The sequence below is a fragment of the Kingella kingae genome (assembly GCF_900475905.1).
GTDB lineage: Bacteria > Pseudomonadota > Gammaproteobacteria > Burkholderiales > Neisseriaceae > Kingella > Kingella kingae.
This window is the reverse complement of the sequence record NZ_LS483426.1, coordinates 611594-626341: the sequence shown is the minus strand read 5'-3', so window position 1 is coordinate 626341 and position 14748 is coordinate 611594. Positions and strand designations below refer to the sequence as shown.

Below are 14748 nucleotides of genomic sequence, written 5' to 3'. Positions count from 1 at the left end.
CGTTGCTTTTAGTTAAAATAAGTAAATATAGGCATAACCAAAGTACTCATTGTTTATTGTATTCAAACTCTACAATATGAATAATTGGCACGCTCTATTATTTTTTATAATATTTACCAACATAAGGCTTTATTATATGTTTTCAAATCAATCAAAATTATTGGGTTTGTTGGGCTGCTTCCTATATTGAGCAAAGACAAAACCAATATTCAAAACTGGAACGAATTAAAAGATAAACCGATTGCGGTTCAAGGCGATAGCTTGTCGCAAACGCAATTGGCTGCAACCAATATTACCAGCAAACCGATTCCCGTAAAAACGGTGTACTTGGGCGTAACACAAGTAGCAGATGGTAATGCCGTTGCCATGTATATTTAATGCACTTATGTGCTGCAGGCGTTGTCGCCTTGTCCTAATCTAAATTTAATCCACTATAATTTAAGCTAAAAAAGCAGCCTGCACTTTAAATCAAAAAGTGCAGGCTGCTTTGTTTGTGTTTTGTGCGATTTAACCGCGTTTTTGATATGCCGCGTTCAAACGTTCACGTTGTGGTTCAAGGTTAATACCAGCTAATTCTGCCGCTTTGATTAAGCTGTTCACTTCCACACCACGTTTGGTTTGGTTCAACGCCCACATCATTGCCGAGCGCGTACCCGTGCGGCAATACGCCAAAATGGGTGCTGGCGATTTAGCAATGGTTTCTTGAAATTCGGTCAAAGCCGCATCGTCGATACCGTCCATCACAATCGGCATATACACCACGTTTTCAATACCATTTGCTTCCAACCAACCTTTAACCGTTTCAAAATCGGGTTGGTTTGGCTCTTCGCCGTCTGGGCGGTTGCAAATCACGGTTTTAATGCCTGTTAACGCTGCACGTTTGGCAAAACGCTCGTCCAACTGTTTAGACACATACAAATAATCGGCAATTTTTTCAATAGCCATTTTTTTATACTCCATTTATTTAGGCGATGCAGCGCAGCAATCAACTATCCTGCGCATTGTGAAAAATAAAAGTTGCTATTCTAAACTTTTCGCGCCAATCCGAAAAGTTTGTAAGCAAGTTAGGTTTTGTAAAAAGTTAGAGTCTATATGCAATTACGCGCTCAACCATTTTGCCAACAAATCTTCATCGCGCACACACAAATACGCCGTGTGCGGCAAAGCAGCCTGCACCGTAATCTGCGCTTGCTGCAACACGCCATCGCGGAAATAATGCAAAACGTGCGTATCGCCCACTTTGGTTTGCGTTTGTGCAACCCAATTGGTGCAGGCAAATTGGTTCACTGCAATGATTTTGTCTTTCGATTTTAGCCCAGCTTGTTCGGCAGCACCGTTGGCAAAAACGTGGCTCAACACCGCACCATCGGCTTGTTGATTGGCTCGACAGCCCAAATCGGCTTGTGGTGTGGCAGATGGAAATTCGGCAACCAACGCACCATCGCATTGGCGATTGTGTGGCAAAAAGCGCAATTCCAAGCCCAACGATTGCAGGCTGCCTTGCAAGGGCAATTCATCGGTTGAGTGCAAAATTTGTTCAAAAAAATCATGCAGATTTAATTGCGTGAATGCTTGCGCCAACGCTTGCCATTGGTTTTCGTCTGTGCCTTTGCCTGTGGATAAAAATCGCGCATACAAGTTTTGCATCACAAAATCCAACGAGTGCAGGCTGCTTTGGCGGATTTGCGCGTCCAAACACAATGCTGCCAATGCGCCTTGTTGGTAGTAGCTCACAATCGCGTTGGGCGAATTTTCGTCTTGTTTGTAGTATTTATGCCACGCGGCAAAGCTAGATTGCGCCAGCGTTTGCCAATGTCGTCCCGCTTGTCGGGTTACGCGCGTGATGTTTTTCGCCAACAAATTCAAATAGTTTTGCCAACTAATCACGCCGCTGCGTACCAAAATCAAATCGTCATAATAAGACGTGATGCCTTCGTATGCCCACAGTTGCTCGGTGTAGCATTCTTGGTCTAAATCATACGGTTGGAACTGGCTCGGTTTGATGGATTTGACGTTCCATGCGTGAAAATATTCGTGCGAAATCAAGCCTAGCAATTCGGTGTATGCTGCGTTTGGCTCATCGCCCATATTGTGTGGTGGCAGCGCGTTGCGGTCGGCATGAAGCGCGGTGCTGCTGATGTGTTCCAATCCGCCATAAATTTTGTCGCCCAAATACAACAAAAACAAATATTCGCCAAACGGTGCAAGCTGCTTGAACAAATCGATTTCGTATTCGCAAATCGCTTGGCAATCGGCAAGCAAACGTTCGCGGTCAAAGTCGGAATAATGTCCGCTTAACGCGATTCGGTGGGCAATACCACAGGCGGTAAAGTGCAGCACTTCTATGTTTGCGCCCAATTCAAACGGGTGGTCGGTTAATTCGGTGTAGTTTTTGGCGCGAAATTCGTGGGCGGACAAGGCTGGCAGCGTGGTTTGCACTTGCCATGTTGCAGGCAAATCACGCAATTGCACGCGGCATTCTTCATCGTGCCGATTGGGTTGATACAAAAACAGGCACGCGCCGTCAAAAAAACCGCGTTCGTTGTCCAACAAACTGGCTCGGCAAGATAAATCGTTGGCATACACGACATAATCAATTTGGTATTCGCCAGCTTGGTCGGGCAGCTGCCAAGTGTTTTTGTTGATTTGCGTGATAGCAATTGGCTCGCCATTGCAAGCAGCCTGCACGCGCATAATGTGGCGTGAAAAATCGCGAATCATATAGCTACCAGCCGTCCAGTTTGCCAATTTAAGTTGGTGCAGGCTGCTTTTTTCGTGCGAATAAGTCAAAGAAATATGCCATTGGTGGCTGTGTGGGTGCGGAGTAATGGTGTAATTCAGCATAATGTTAAGAATGTTAAAATTTGTTTGTTTAAGTTATGTTGATGTGAGTCAAATACAAAGACGCTACTTTTGGATAACCTTACGAAAACTGTGACTATCTCACAATGATGTTGCTGTTTTACCATTATTTGACTTGGTAGAAAAGACGGTTTTGTTTTAAAATGCTAAATTAAGTTGCTGCGTGTATGGTTTATGCACACAGTGTTAAGTTAAGACAAGCAATAAAACGTGCAGGCTGCCTGCGCTATTTTATTGCACCAACAATCCTGCCATGTATTTGGAGACTTTCATGGAAACGCAAACTTATAACTACAAAGTGGTGCGCCAATTTGCCATCATGACAGTAGTTTGGGGCATTATCGGTATGCTGGTCGGTGTGATTGCCGCTGCACAGCTACGCTGGCCTGCCCTAAACCTGACAGATATTGCACCTTGGTTTCACTTCGGTCGTATTCGTCCACTGCATACTAATGCAGTGATTTTCGCATTTGGCGGTAGTGGCTTATTCGCTACATCATATTACGTTGTGCAGCGCACGTGTAACGTTCGCCTGTTTGGTGGCAACTGGTTGCCTGCATTTACCTTTTGGGGCTGGCAACTGGTCATCGTACTTGCCGTTATCACCCTGCCTTTGGGCTACACCCAAGCTAAAGAATATGCCGAATTGGAATGGCCAATCGACATTTTGATTACTTTGGTGTGGGTGGCTTATGCCGTGGTGTTCTTTGGCACAATCGCCACACGCAAAATCAAACACATTTATGTTGCCAACTGGTTCTATGGCGCGTTTATCTTAGCGGTTGCCTTGCTGCACATTGTAAACAGCATGGCTGTACCAGCAGGCGCAATGAAGTCTTACTCTGTTTACCACGGCGCAATTGATGCCATGGTGCAATGGTGGTATGGACACAATGCCGTAGGCTTCTTCTTGACCGCTGCATTCTTGGGCATGATGTATTACTTCGTACCCAAACAAGCAGGTCGTCCTGTTTACTCATACCGTTTGTCGGTGGTGCACTTCTGGGCATTGATTTTTACCTATATGTGGGCAGGCCCGCACCACTTGCACTACACTGCATTGCCTGACTGGACGCAATCTTTGGGCATGGTGTTGTCGCTGATTCTGTTTGCACCGTCTTGGGGCGGCATGATTAACGGTATCATGACTTTGTCTGGCGCGTGGCACAAACTGCGTACCGACCCAATCTTGAAATTCTTGGTGGTATCGTTGTCATTCTACGGTATGTCCACTTTTGAAGGTCCGATGATGTCGATTAAAACCGTAAATGCATTGAGCCACTACACCGACTGGACAGTAGGTCACGTTCACTCTGGCGCATTAGGTTGGGTAGGCTTTGTAACCATTGGTTCGATTTACTACTTGATTCCACGCTTGTTTGGTCAAAAAGAAATGTATAGCACCAAACTGATTGACGTACACTTCTGGATCGCCACCATTGGCGTGGTGTTGTACATCACTTCCATGTGGATTTCAGGCGTGATGCAAGGTTTGATGTGGGCGCAATTAAACCCAGATGGTACATTGACGCACTCATTCGTGGCATCGGTGGCGCGTTCTATGCCTTACTATGCAATTCGTTTTACAGGTGGCGCATTGTATTTGAGCGGTATGTGCTTAATGGCATACAACGTATATCGCACCATTGCAAACGGCAAACCAGTTGATGCGGAAATTCCCGCACTGCCACAAACGCAACATCATTAAGAAAAGGCAGGCTACCAAAAATGAAATTACAAGCATTAGTTGAAGAAAAAGTCGGCTTCTTGATTGTCTTTACATTCATTACCATCAGCATTGGTTTGTTGGTACAAGTCGTGCCCTTGTTTTTTAGTAAAGAAGTAATAACCGCAACCGAAGGGGTCAAACCCTACACCGCATTGCAAGTGGCTGGACGCGACATTTTTGTACGCGAAGGTTGCTACAACTGCCACTCGCAACAAATTCGTCCATTCCGCGCCGAAACCGAACGCTACGGACACTATTCCGTAGCAGGCGAATCGGTGTATGACCACCCATTCCAATGGGGTTCAAAACGCACAGGTCCAGACTTGGCGCGTGTGGGCGGTCGTTATTCGGACGAATGGCATCGCATTCACTTGTTGAATCCGCGTGAAGTTGTTCCAGAGTCTAATATGCCAGCATTCCCATGGTTGGCGCGTAACAAGGTTGACCCAGTTGAAGTGGTTGCACACATGCGTGCGCTGAAAAAAGTGGGAACGCCTTATACAGACGAAGATTTTGCCAAAGCTCCAGAAGAGCTAAAAGACAAGTCTGAATTGGACGCTGTGGTTGCCTATCTGCAAGGTTTAGGCTTGGCATTGAAAAACAAAAGGTAAAAAATCATGGATTTGAATTGGGCGCGGGTGTTGTTTACCGTATGTGTATTTATCAGTTTTATGACGGTGTTGCTGATTGTGTTCAACAAACGCAATAAGAGCAATTATGACGATGCGGCAAACAGCATTGTTGATGACGAAGACACGCCAACCGCCCAATCCAACCGTGAGAACGGAGCATAAAATGGAATCACAATTCACTTCCCCGTTTTGGAGTTACTACATTATTACAATTGTCGTGTGTAGCTTTATTTTCGTCATTTGGCTGCTGTTGTCGCAAGATAAAGTCAGACTCAAAAAAGATGAAGACGCCAAAACCATGGGACATTCATGGGACGGTATCGATGAATACAACAATCCCTTGCCACGTTGGTGGTATTGGATGTTTGTTGGCACAATCGTATTCAGCATTGGTTATTTGACGTTCTACCCAGGTTTGGGCGACTTTAAAGGTATTGGCTTCAACGGCAAACCTTGGTCACAAGTTAGCCAATATCAAGACGAAGTGCAGGCTGCCGAACAAGAAACGGGCGCACTGTATGCCAAATACAAAGGCATGAGCATTCCTGATGTGGCAAAAGACCCAGCGGCAATGACAATCGGTAAAAACTTGTTTGATACTTATTGCATTCAATGCCACGGTTCAGATGCCAAAGGTTCACGCGGCTTTCCTAACTTGACCGACACCGACTGGATTTATGGCGGCGCACCCGAAAAAATCCACGAAACCATCAACAAAGGTCGTACAGGTATCATGGCAGCTTGGGGTCCTGTATTGGGCGAAGAAGGCGTTCGTGATGCAGCCAACTACGTGATGTCTTTGTCTCGCAAAGAAGGTTTTGACGAAACCCGCGCTGCTCGCGGTAAAGAAATCTTTACAGCAAACTGCGTAGCGTGTCATGGTGATAAAGGTCAAGGCACATTGGGCATAGCACCGAATTTGACCGATGACACTTGGTTGTGGGGTCGCTCAGAAAAAGCGATTATGGAAACCATTACAGGTGGTCGCCATAACCAAATGCCAGCATGGGAAGGCTTCTTGACCGAAGAAAAAATCCACTTGCTGACAGCATTTGTGTGGGGTACTTCTCACCCAAGCAACAAAGCATTACCAACCGATACCGAAAATGCGGTGGGTTCGCCTAAATAATTAGCGACAATACCAAAGCAGCCTGCACTTTGAATCATTCAAACAAGTGCAGGCTGCTTTTTTTTCGTCTATTTATGCCTACTGTATACCCTTTGTCTAAATCAAAGATTTGAATACAAAAGCAGCCTGCACTTTCTATCTACAAAAGTGCAGGCTGCTTTGCTATACGTTAATCATGTGCCAACGCATCAATCGGATTGAGTTTAGACGCATTCTTCGCTGGCATATAACCAAACACAACACCAATCGCGGTTGAGCAAACCACCGCGCCCACAATAGACGCAGTAGAAAACGACATCGCAAAATCGGTAACAAAATGGTTAAACACCGCCGCCAATCCAAACGAAATCAACACGCCCGACACACCACCAATCAAACACAATAAAATCGCTTCAATCAAAAACTGCTGCAAAATATTGCTCTGACGTGCGCCAATCGCCATACGAACGCCAATTTCTTTGGTGCGCTCCGTAACCGACACCAGCATGATATTCATCACACCAATACCGCCTACTACCAACGAAATCAACGCGATACACGAAATCAACATCGTCATCGTGCCAGTTGTCGATTCAATCGTTTGCTTAATACTGTCGCTGTTTAGCATAAAAAAGTCTTCCGTACCGTGTCGCGCCAACAACAGCTCGGTAATGCCCTTCTCTGCCACCTGTGAATCCACATTGTCTTTGACTTTAACCGCCAAGCTGCTAATGAATTTATCGCCGCTAATTTGGCTCATCACCGTGGTATAAGGCGAATATAAATTCAGGCTGTCCGAACCGCCCATCATATTGTCTTCTTTTTGCAAAACCCCAATCACAGTGAGCGGTCGCTTGCGGAACAAAATGGTTTTGCCCAGCGGATTAGTGCCAGCAGGAAACAATTTTTCCGCCGTGTTATTGTCAATCACGACTACTTGCGCGTTGTCCTTCACATCGCTGGCATCAAACAATCTGCCTGTTCCCAGCTTCAAACCACGCACATCAAAATAGCCCTCACCCGAGCCATACAAACTAGCGGTTAAATCGGTATTCTGATAAGTTAAAGTGCCGCTGGTACTGGTAGATGGCGTGGTCGCTTCCACATAACTCAATTTCGCAATCGCCTGTCCATCGGCAACGGTGAGCGTTTTAATGCGACTTCGGTTGCGGTCGCCAAAGCCTTTACCAGGGAAAATAGAAATCGTGTTCGTCCCCATGCTATTGATGTCCGCCAAAATCTTCTCTTGCGAACCCTTGCCCAGCGCAACCACCGACACCACCGCCGCAATACCAATAATAATCCCCAACATCGTCAGCAACGAGCGCATTTTGTGCGCCACAATCGCTTGCACCGACATCGTGCAGGCTTCTTGGAACTGGTCTTTGTAAAACGCCAAACCGTGTTTTTCTTGAATACTTTTTACATTACTTGGCGCGATTTCGGTCGTTTTGCTCGAGTCGGAAATAATTTCGCCGTCTTTGATTTCAATCACGCGATTGGCTTGCGCGGCGATTTTTGGGTCGTGCGTTACCATGATAATCGTATGCCCTTCGGCGTACAGCTCGTGGATAATTTCCATCACGTTTTCGCCGCTGCCCGAATCCAACGCACCAGTTGGTTCATCGGCAAAAATAATTTCGCCGCCATTCATCAACGCACGCGCAATAGACACGCGCTGCTGCTGACCGCCTGATAATTCGCTCGGCTTGTTTTTTTCTTTGCCTTTCAAGCCCAACTTATCCAACAAACTATCCGCACGCTCGCTGCGTTCCGCATAATCCAAACCTGCGTACACAGACGGTAACGCCACATTATCACGCGCCGAAATGGAGCTTAACAAATTGTATCGCTGGAAAATAAAACCAAAACGCTTACGGCGCATTGCCGCCAATTCGTCCGCCGACATTTTGGACGTTTCCGTGCCAGCGATGGAATACGCGCCAGATGTGGGCGTGTCCAACAAACCCAAGATATTCATCAGCGTAGATTTGCCCGAACCCGATTGCCCGATAATCGCGACAAAATCGCCTTTTTGAATCGTTAGGTTGATGTTTTTTAACACATGGACGCGGTTTTCGCCCTCGCCAAAATAGCGGTTGATATTTTTACATTCAATTAATGACATCGTTATGCCTTTGATACGGTGCAGGCTGCTTGAACACTCAAAGCAGCCTGCACTTTAACTATTTAATTTACTTGTGATTTATTCTACTGCACTAAACACGCGAAACCCCAACTTCTCCGCAGCGGCTTGGTCTTGTTTAGCAATCGTGTACACATTAACATCACCAGTCGCGCCACCGCACACAGACGGAAACGCCACGCCACGCAAATAATCTTTACGCGCGACAAATACCTGAATATCGCCTAATTCGCGCTGCATGGTTTCAGGAGCGACACCTGCGCCACCGCATTGCGTAGAATTATCCGAACGATACACCTCTACTTTTTCAATGTGCAGGCTGCTTTTTGCCGCGCCTGCGCCGTTTGCCTGACACGACATCAAACCCAATAAAATAAAACGCTTAAACTGCATGATTTCTCTCCCCAAAAGCAGCCTGCACTTACATACGTGACGGGCCCATATTCTGATTGGCTGCATTAGCCTTATCGCTCGCGCTCATTTCCGACATAATCACTTTATCGTTTTCGTTTAAGCCCGATTGAATTTCCGTGTTCATGCTGTCTTTCAAACCAGCCTGCACTTCTTTTTCCACCGCCTGATTGTTCTCCAACACGCGCACAAAGTGTTTGCCATCACGCGATTTAATCGCCACCGTTGGCACAATCAACACATTGTCCGCACTTTTGATTTCAATCGTATTTTGCGTGGTCATACCAATCGCCAACTTGCCGTCAGGATTCGGCACGGTTGCACGCGCATAGTAATAAATCGCGCTCGTGGTCGTGTCGGTGGTGCGACTGTATGAGCCTTGCGACATCGTAGTCAAACCTGGGTCAATGCTATCCAAAGTCGTGCTAATCGGCGCATCGGGTTCAGACAAAATCGTAAAATTCACTTTTTGCCCAGCGCGAACTTTGGTCGCATCGCCCTCGGCAATTTGCATTTTGTTCAACATCATCGTCAAATCCGCAATCTGCACCACCGTAGGCGAAGTTTGACTGGAATTGATGGTCTGCCCTTCTTGCACCACCAACGCCACCACCGTGCCGTCTGCAGGGGCAGTAATGCGCGTGTAGCCCAAATTCGTTTCCGCGGTGTTAATCGCAATTTGCGTTTGTTTGATAGACGCTTGCAGCTCTTTGATGCGAGAACGCGCCGAAGCCAAAGCATCTTCGGTGGCTTCAAATTCCTCTTTGGACACCGCGTCCGCACCCGACAGCGTTTTATAGCGACTGTGTTTACGCTGCGCCGTTCGCAACGCAATTTGCGCCGATTCCAACTGCGCCTGATACGCCACCAACTGCGCCCTGTTACGGTCTAACTCATTGGTTTGCGACACATTATCAATTTCCGCAATCAAATCGCCTTTTTTGACCACATCGCCAATCTTAACGTGCATACGCTTGATTTGACCCGACACCTGCGCCCCCACATCAACCAAATGCGAAGACGAAATCTCGCCCGTTGCCGACACCGTTTGAGCAATCGTGCCACGCTTGACCACCTCGGTAATATAAGAAACCTCGTTTTTGGGTTGGAAATATTGGTAGCCGCCCCAAGCCAAGCCACCAGCCACCGCCAATGCCACTACTGTTTTTAGCGCAAATTTCATCGGAAATTCCAAAATCTGTTGTTTATTAAAATAAAAGACCGTGATTGTAGTGCAAAACACCATTCACACCAATACCACACCAAGCAGCCTGCACTTATAACCACATCAAAATAAACCTTTTTTTTGATTTTTGTTTACATAATTTTGTGTGTAGTTGAAAGAAAATAACATTTAATTCGCCATTACAATGGCTAAACACAATTTTAAAAATAGGCAAATCAAACAATGTTTTATTAAATTACTTAAAATTTATGTAAGAATTTGCTTGCAGAACAGCGCAAATTTTGGTTTAATTCTCACTTCGCAACAGCGACACGGGTGATTAGCTCAGTTGGTAGAGCGTCTGCCTTACAAGCAGAATGTCGGCGGTTCGACTCCGTCATCACCCACCAGTTTTTATCGGTTGCTTTTACGGCGATTGATACGCGCGGTGGTAGCTCAGTTGGTTAGAGTACTGGCCTGTCACGCCAGTGGTCGCGGGTTCGAGCCCCGTCCACCGCGCCAAAGTTTAATCATTCATCTCCTTTTTAATCCTTTGGTTTTTATATTAAACCCTTGTTGCTCTTTGGTAGTCATATCAGAGAGTGTTTTTTTATCTGCACTATTAAAAAGCAGCCTGCACTTTTGTTTTCCAAGTGCAGGCTGCTTTGTATTTCAGATTATTTAGCTGCCGTTTTATGCCACGCTTCCAACGCTTGCCAAACTTCATTTTGCAGGCGTTCGGCATCAGCCAGTTGTGTGGCATAGCGCGTATCGCTTTTGGCTTGAGGATTGGTCAGCAAGGCTTCAATCGCACCAGCAGACAATTCACGACTTTGCGTCATTTTGTCGCGCAATGCCGCCGCTTGTCCGTCCAATTTCAAATCGCGCAAACGAGCGGTTTGCTGTTTAAAAAACGCCAATTCTTTTAACGCAGCAGCCTGCACTTGGGCTGGTTCTTGCACGCTTGCTGCTTGTTGGCTGTTTTGTGCGACTTCGTCTTCAAAAGTTTTCAGCAATTTAATCAACGCCGCCATATCGCCAACAGGCATGGTTTGGGCGACTTCGCTGGCTGGCATCGCCGCACTTGCTGCAACCACCGAAGCAGCCTGCACAGGTTCAGATGCTGACGATGCGCTTTGAACTACGGGTGCAGAAGCTGCTATTTGATTGGTTTCCGATGTGCAGGCTGCCTGTCCTGCCAGCAGCATCAAAATAAGCCATTTTTTCATGGGATTTCCTTGTAAATAAACAAAAAGAGTTCAGCAATTAAACTGAACTCTTTTATTTTGGTGGAGGTAAGCGGGATCGAACCGCTGACCTCTTGCATGCCATGCAAGCGCTCTACCAACTGAGCTATACCCCCGTAAACAAAATCAGTTGAAATTTAGCATCTCAACTGATTTAAATCTGGTGGCGAATCAGGGATTCGAACCCCGGACACAAGGATTATGATTCCTCTGCTCTAACCGACTGAGCTAATTCGCCAAGTGTTCAAGAAACCTAGTTGGTGGCGAATCAGGGATTCGAACCCCGGACACAAGGATTATGATTCCTCTGCTCTAACCGACTGAGCTAATTCGCCACTAGATTTGATGAAAGACGGCACTATACCGATTGAGTGGTTAGTCGTCAAGCAAAATCGCGTTTAATCAGGCAACAATTTGTGTGGATTAAACAACTGTTGCGGGTCTAGCTGGGCTTTAATCGCTTTCATGAGTGCGATTTCGGCTGGGCTGCGAACGCTGGGCAACCAATGGCGTTTTAGGCTGCCAATGCCGTGTTCGGCGGCGATTGTGCCGTTTTGTTGCAGCGTGTGGCGGTACACAATTTGGTTAATTGTGTCTTCGTGTTGATAGACATCGTTGCTTAACACGTTGGGCAAAAAGGTGTTGTAATGCAGGCTGCCATCGCCCAAATGTCCAAACACGACAATATCCATATCGGGATAATGTTGGATTAGTTCTGCGCCACATTGTTCTACAAAATCGGCAACCGCCACAATCGGCATGGCGATGTCGTGTTTAATGCTTGCGCCTAATGCGCGTTGGCTGGCGGAAATGTTTTCGCGCAATGTCCATAAATCTTGGCGTTCTTGTTCGGATTGGGCTAGCACGCTGTTTTCATAGCCGTTTGTGTACAAGAAGTCTGCCAATAAATCGCCCAAATCGTCTCGCGCAAGGCTATCGGTTAATTCAATCAAAACGTGCCAAGCAGCCTGCACGGATGGGACGATGTGGCTGTGTTGGGCGGACAAGTTGAGTGCGAATTGGCTCACTAATTCAAAGCTGCACAAGCGTTCGGCAAATTGATTTTTGACCAGCGATAGCAGTTGCACCGCCGATTGTATGCTGTTTATACCCACCCACGCGGTTTCGGTGGATTGCGGTGGTGCGAACAATTTGAGCGTTGCGCCTGTGATGATGCCGAGCGTGCCTTCGCTGCCGATGAATAGGTGTTTGAGTTCGTAGGCGGTGGTATTTTTGTGTAGCGGATTCAGGTGCGACAACAGTTCGCCGTTGGGCAACACGACTTCCAATCCCACGACTAAATCGCGCATGGTGCCGTAGCGCAACACGTTGAGTCCGCCTGCATTGCACGCGATGTTGCCGCCAATTTGACAACTGCCTTCGCTGGCTAAACTGAGTGGAAAAAAGCGGTTGGCTTCGGCTGCGGCAGCCTGCACGTTGTGCAAAATGCAGCCTGCATCAACGGTTATCGTGTTGTCTGCCAAATTGACGTGGCGAATGCGATTGAGCTTGCTTAAATTAAGCAACACGCCGCCTTGTGCCACGCTGCCGCCCACCAAGCCTGTGTTACCACCTTGCGGGGTAATCGTAATGTCACGCGCGGCGCAAAATCGCACAATTTTTTGTACGCTTTGCACGCTATTGGGCTGCACCACAAGGCAATCGGTGCTGGTGTAGCGTTTGCGTTGGTCTAGCAAAAAAGGGGCGGTGTCGCTGGGCAATTCGTTGGGCGACAATAGAGCGCGAAGTTCGGTGTACATGGTTACAATCGTCCGTCTGATAATCGGTTGAGCAATTCTTGGCAGCACGCGGTTAAAATATCGCGCGTTTCGTTGAAATTGCCTGTGTACCAAGGGTCTGGCACATGGTCGTGCAGGCTGCTTTTGCCCAGTAAATCGGTAATTTTGAAGATTTTATCGTGTTTGCCAAACAGTTTTTGCACATCGCGCAAATTGTTATCGTCCATCACGATTAAGTAATCGTAGTCCAAAAAATCGCTTTTTTTGAGTTTTTGGCTAACAAAAGCGCGCGAATCAATGTTCAAGCCGTCCAAAATATCGGCTGTGCCACAGTGCATGAACTCGCCATCGTGCCAACCGCTTGTGCCTGCGCTGGCGGTCTGCACCACGATGCCTCGCTGTTGCGCCATATCGCGGAAAATGTATTCTGCCATGGGCGAGCGGCAAATGTTGCCCAAACAAATAAATAGGATTTTTTTCATGATGACGATTCCTTGTCTGCAAAATGAGAGTGAAGCGAAATAAAAATGGGACAAGGCGATAACGCTCGCCGTGTGCAAATAGCACTTAAGAGCGTTATCAACGCCGTACCATTGCGATTTCACCTCACTATCGGCATTTTAGCGCGTCCAAGCAGCCTGCACCTATTTTTTTGAGTACAGGCTGCTTTTTGCGCTACAATCGCCATTTTTACCACTTTGATTGATAGGAAAAATCATGTCATTACAACAAATCATTGAAACCGCATTTGAAAACCGCGCCGACATCACGCCAGCAACGGTAACGCCCGAAGTTAAAGAAGCCGTGTTGGAAACCTTGCGCCAGTTGGACAACGGCACTTTGCGCGTTGCCGAACGTGAAAGCGTGGGCAAATGGAAAGTAAACGAATGGGCGAAAAAAGCCGTATTGTTGTCGTTCCGCATTCAAGACAACGTGATTTTGGGTGATGGCGTAAACCAATTCTTTGATAAAGTGCCAACCAAATTCGCCAACTGGACACAAGCCGATTTCCAAGCGGCAGGTTTCCGCGCTGTTCCTGGTGCGGTGGCGCGTCGTGGTAGTTTTGTCGCAAAAAACGTGGTGTTGATGCCGTCTTATGTAAACATTGGCGCGTATGTGGACGAAGGCGCAATGGTGGACACTTGGGCGACTGTGGGTTCGTGCGCGCAAATCGGTAAAAACGTGCATTTGTCGGGCGGCGTGGGCATTGGTGGCGTGTTAGAGCCATTGCAAGCTGCACCTACGATTATTGAAGACAACTGCTTCATCGGTGCGCGTTCCGAAATCGTAGAAGGCGTAGTCGTGGAAGAAGGCAGCGTGATTTCTATGGGCGTGTACATTGGTCAATCTACCAAAATTTATGACCGCGAAACGGGCGAAATTCATTACGGTCGCGTGCCAGCAGGTTCGGTAGTGGTGTCAGGCAGCTTGCCAAGCAAAGACGGCTCGCACAGCTTGTATTGCGCGGTCATCGTGAAAAAAGTGGACGCGCAAACACGCAGCAAAACCAGCGTAAACGAATTGTTGCGTGGCGTTTAATTGGATAGTTTGATGGATTGAAAGTGCAGGCTGCTTTTGGCGTAACAAAAGCAGCCTGCACTTTTTTGCCCCCAAATTGCTTACACAAACAGCGTAAAAACACGTTAAATGCAACACGCAAGCAGCCTGCACCCTTGTAATTGATGCAAGCAGCCTGCATCTTGCCAGCC

At 47.1% G+C, this 14748-nt stretch carries 14 protein-coding genes and 5 tRNA genes; 8 read left to right on the top strand and 11 right to left on the bottom strand.

Annotation, left to right across the window (positions count from 1 at the left end):
- The first annotated feature begins 186 nt into the window (after positions 1-186).
- Positions 187-378, top strand: coding sequence for a type 2 periplasmic-binding domain-containing protein (locus DQN52_RS03395; RefSeq protein WP_019389842.1), 192 nt, complete (start codon positions 187-189; stop codon positions 376-378).
- A gap of 129 nt (positions 379-507) precedes the next feature.
- Here the strand turns inward: DQN52_RS03395 and DQN52_RS03390 are convergent, their stop codons facing one another.
- Positions 508-945 (bottom strand): TIGR01244 family sulfur transferase, encoded by a 438-nt coding sequence (locus DQN52_RS03390; protein WP_003791502.1) that lies wholly within the window; start codon positions 943-945, stop codon positions 508-510.
- Between the two features lie 153 nt (positions 946-1098).
- Positions 1099-2844, bottom strand: a complete 1746-nt coding sequence (locus DQN52_RS03385) for a M61 family metallopeptidase (protein ID WP_003788751.1) — start codon at positions 2842-2844, stop codon at positions 1099-1101.
- Between the two features lie 277 nt (positions 2845-3121).
- Here DQN52_RS03385 and ccoN point away from each other — a divergent pair, with 277 nt between their 5' ends.
- From ccoN to ccoP, 4 genes are read left to right on the top strand one after another with little or no spacing between them, the layout of a single operon-like run.
- Complete coding sequence (ccoN, locus tag DQN52_RS03380) at positions 3122-4570, top strand: cytochrome-c oxidase, cbb3-type subunit I (RefSeq protein ID WP_032133264.1); 1449 nt, start codon at positions 3122-3124, stop codon at positions 4568-4570.
- A gap of 20 nt (positions 4571-4590) precedes the next feature.
- Positions 4591-5202 carry a cytochrome-c oxidase, cbb3-type subunit II gene (gene ccoO / locus DQN52_RS03375; RefSeq protein ID WP_003788755.1) on the top strand — a complete coding sequence of 204 codons (612 nt, stop codon included), beginning with the start codon at positions 4591-4593 and terminating at the stop codon, positions 5200-5202.
- Between the two features lie 6 nt (positions 5203-5208).
- A complete protein-coding gene (locus DQN52_RS03370; RefSeq protein WP_003788757.1) occupies positions 5209-5385 on the top strand; it encodes a cbb3-type cytochrome oxidase subunit 3 in 177 nt (58 codons plus the stop codon).
- 1 nt (position 5386) lies between these two features.
- A complete protein-coding gene (gene ccoP / locus DQN52_RS03365) occupies positions 5387-6352 on the top strand; it encodes a cytochrome-c oxidase, cbb3-type subunit III (protein WP_003788758.1) in 966 nt (321 codons plus the stop codon).
- Between the two features lie 169 nt (positions 6353-6521).
- Here ccoP and DQN52_RS03360 read toward each other — a convergent pair whose 3' ends face one another.
- From DQN52_RS03360 to DQN52_RS03350, 3 genes are all read right to left on the bottom strand, one after another.
- Positions 6522-8459: a MacB family efflux pump subunit gene (locus DQN52_RS03360; protein WP_003788760.1), complete on the bottom strand. Its 1938-nt coding sequence runs from the start codon at positions 8457-8459 to the stop codon at positions 6522-6524.
- Positions 8460-8537: 78 nt separating this feature from the next.
- Positions 8538-8870 carry a hypothetical protein gene (locus DQN52_RS03355; protein WP_003788763.1) on the bottom strand — a complete coding sequence of 111 codons (333 nt, stop codon included), beginning with the start codon at positions 8868-8870 and terminating at the stop codon, positions 8538-8540.
- Positions 8871-8898: 28 nt separating this feature from the next.
- Complete coding sequence (locus tag DQN52_RS03350; RefSeq protein ID WP_003791514.1) at positions 8899-10071, bottom strand: efflux RND transporter periplasmic adaptor subunit; 1173 nt, start codon at positions 10069-10071, stop codon at positions 8899-8901.
- 316 nt (positions 10072-10387) lie between these two features.
- Here DQN52_RS03350 and DQN52_RS03345 point away from each other — a divergent pair.
- Together DQN52_RS03345 and DQN52_RS03340 are read left to right on the top strand one after the other, a co-directional pair.
- Positions 10388-10463, top strand: a tRNA-Val gene (locus DQN52_RS03345).
- Positions 10464-10498: 35 nt separating this feature from the next.
- Positions 10499-10575, top strand: a tRNA-Asp gene (locus DQN52_RS03340).
- 155 nt (positions 10576-10730) lie between these two features.
- Here the strand turns inward: DQN52_RS03340 and DQN52_RS03335 are convergent.
- The 6 genes from DQN52_RS03335 to DQN52_RS03310 form a co-directional block, all read right to left on the bottom strand.
- On the bottom strand, positions 10731-11282 hold the full coding sequence (locus DQN52_RS03335) for a hypothetical protein (RefSeq protein WP_003788770.1): 552 nt from the start codon (positions 11280-11282) through the stop codon (positions 10731-10733).
- A gap of 58 nt (positions 11283-11340) precedes the next feature.
- Positions 11341-11416, bottom strand: a tRNA-Ala gene (locus DQN52_RS03330).
- A 45-nt stretch (positions 11417-11461) separates the two neighbouring features.
- Positions 11462-11538, bottom strand: a tRNA-Met gene (locus DQN52_RS03325).
- A 20-nt stretch (positions 11539-11558) separates the two neighbouring features.
- A tRNA-Met gene (locus DQN52_RS03320) sits at positions 11559-11635 on the bottom strand.
- Between the two features lie 63 nt (positions 11636-11698).
- Complete coding sequence (locus DQN52_RS03315) at positions 11699-13060, bottom strand: FAD-binding oxidoreductase (protein ID WP_003788772.1); 1362 nt, start codon at positions 13058-13060, stop codon at positions 11699-11701.
- Positions 13061-13062: 2 nt separating this feature from the next.
- Positions 13063-13521, bottom strand: a complete 459-nt coding sequence (locus DQN52_RS03310) for a low molecular weight protein-tyrosine-phosphatase (RefSeq protein ID WP_003788774.1) — start codon at positions 13519-13521, stop codon at positions 13063-13065.
- A 235-nt stretch (positions 13522-13756) separates the two neighbouring features.
- Between DQN52_RS03310 and dapD the strand changes: the two genes are divergently transcribed.
- Positions 13757-14578, top strand: a complete 822-nt coding sequence (gene dapD, locus DQN52_RS03305) for a 2,3,4,5-tetrahydropyridine-2,6-dicarboxylate N-succinyltransferase (RefSeq protein WP_003788778.1) — start codon at positions 13757-13759, stop codon at positions 14576-14578.
- Positions 14579-14748: the final 170 nt, after the last annotated feature.

Bases quoted from the DNA above. Each gene is read 5' to 3' on its own strand.
- DQN52_RS03390 (WP_003791502.1), bottom strand. From the start codon at position 945: ATGGCTATTGAAAAAATTGCCGATTATTTGTATGTGTCTAAACAGTTG.
- DQN52_RS03385 (WP_003788751.1), bottom strand. From the start codon at position 2,844: ATGCTGAATTACACCATTACTCCGCACCCACACAGCCACCAATGGCAT.
- ccoO (WP_003788755.1), top strand. From the start codon at position 4,591: ATGAAATTACAAGCATTAGTTGAAGAAAAAGTCGGCTTCTTGATTGTC.
- DQN52_RS03370 (WP_003788757.1), top strand. From the start codon at position 5,209: ATGGATTTGAATTGGGCGCGGGTGTTGTTTACCGTATGTGTATTTATC.
- ccoP (WP_003788758.1), top strand. From the start codon at position 5,387: ATGGAATCACAATTCACTTCCCCGTTTTGGAGTTACTACATTATTACA.
- DQN52_RS03360 (WP_003788760.1), bottom strand. From the start codon at position 8,459: ATGTCATTAATTGAATGTAAAAATATCAACCGCTATTTTGGCGAGGGC.
- DQN52_RS03355 (WP_003788763.1), bottom strand. From the start codon at position 8,870: ATGCAGTTTAAGCGTTTTATTTTATTGGGTTTGATGTCGTGTCAGGCA.
- DQN52_RS03350 (WP_003791514.1), bottom strand. From the start codon at position 10,071: ATGAAATTTGCGCTAAAAACAGTAGTGGCATTGGCGGTGGCTGGTGGC.
- DQN52_RS03335 (WP_003788770.1), bottom strand. From the start codon at position 11,282: ATGAAAAAATGGCTTATTTTGATGCTGCTGGCAGGACAGGCAGCCTGC.
- DQN52_RS03315 (WP_003788772.1), bottom strand. From the start codon at position 13,060: ATGTACACCGAACTTCGCGCTCTATTGTCGCCCAACGAATTGCCCAGC.
- DQN52_RS03310 (WP_003788774.1), bottom strand. From the start codon at position 13,521: ATGAAAAAAATCCTATTTATTTGTTTGGGCAACATTTGCCGCTCGCCC.
- dapD (WP_003788778.1), top strand. From the start codon at position 13,757: ATGTCATTACAACAAATCATTGAAACCGCATTTGAAAACCGCGCCGAC.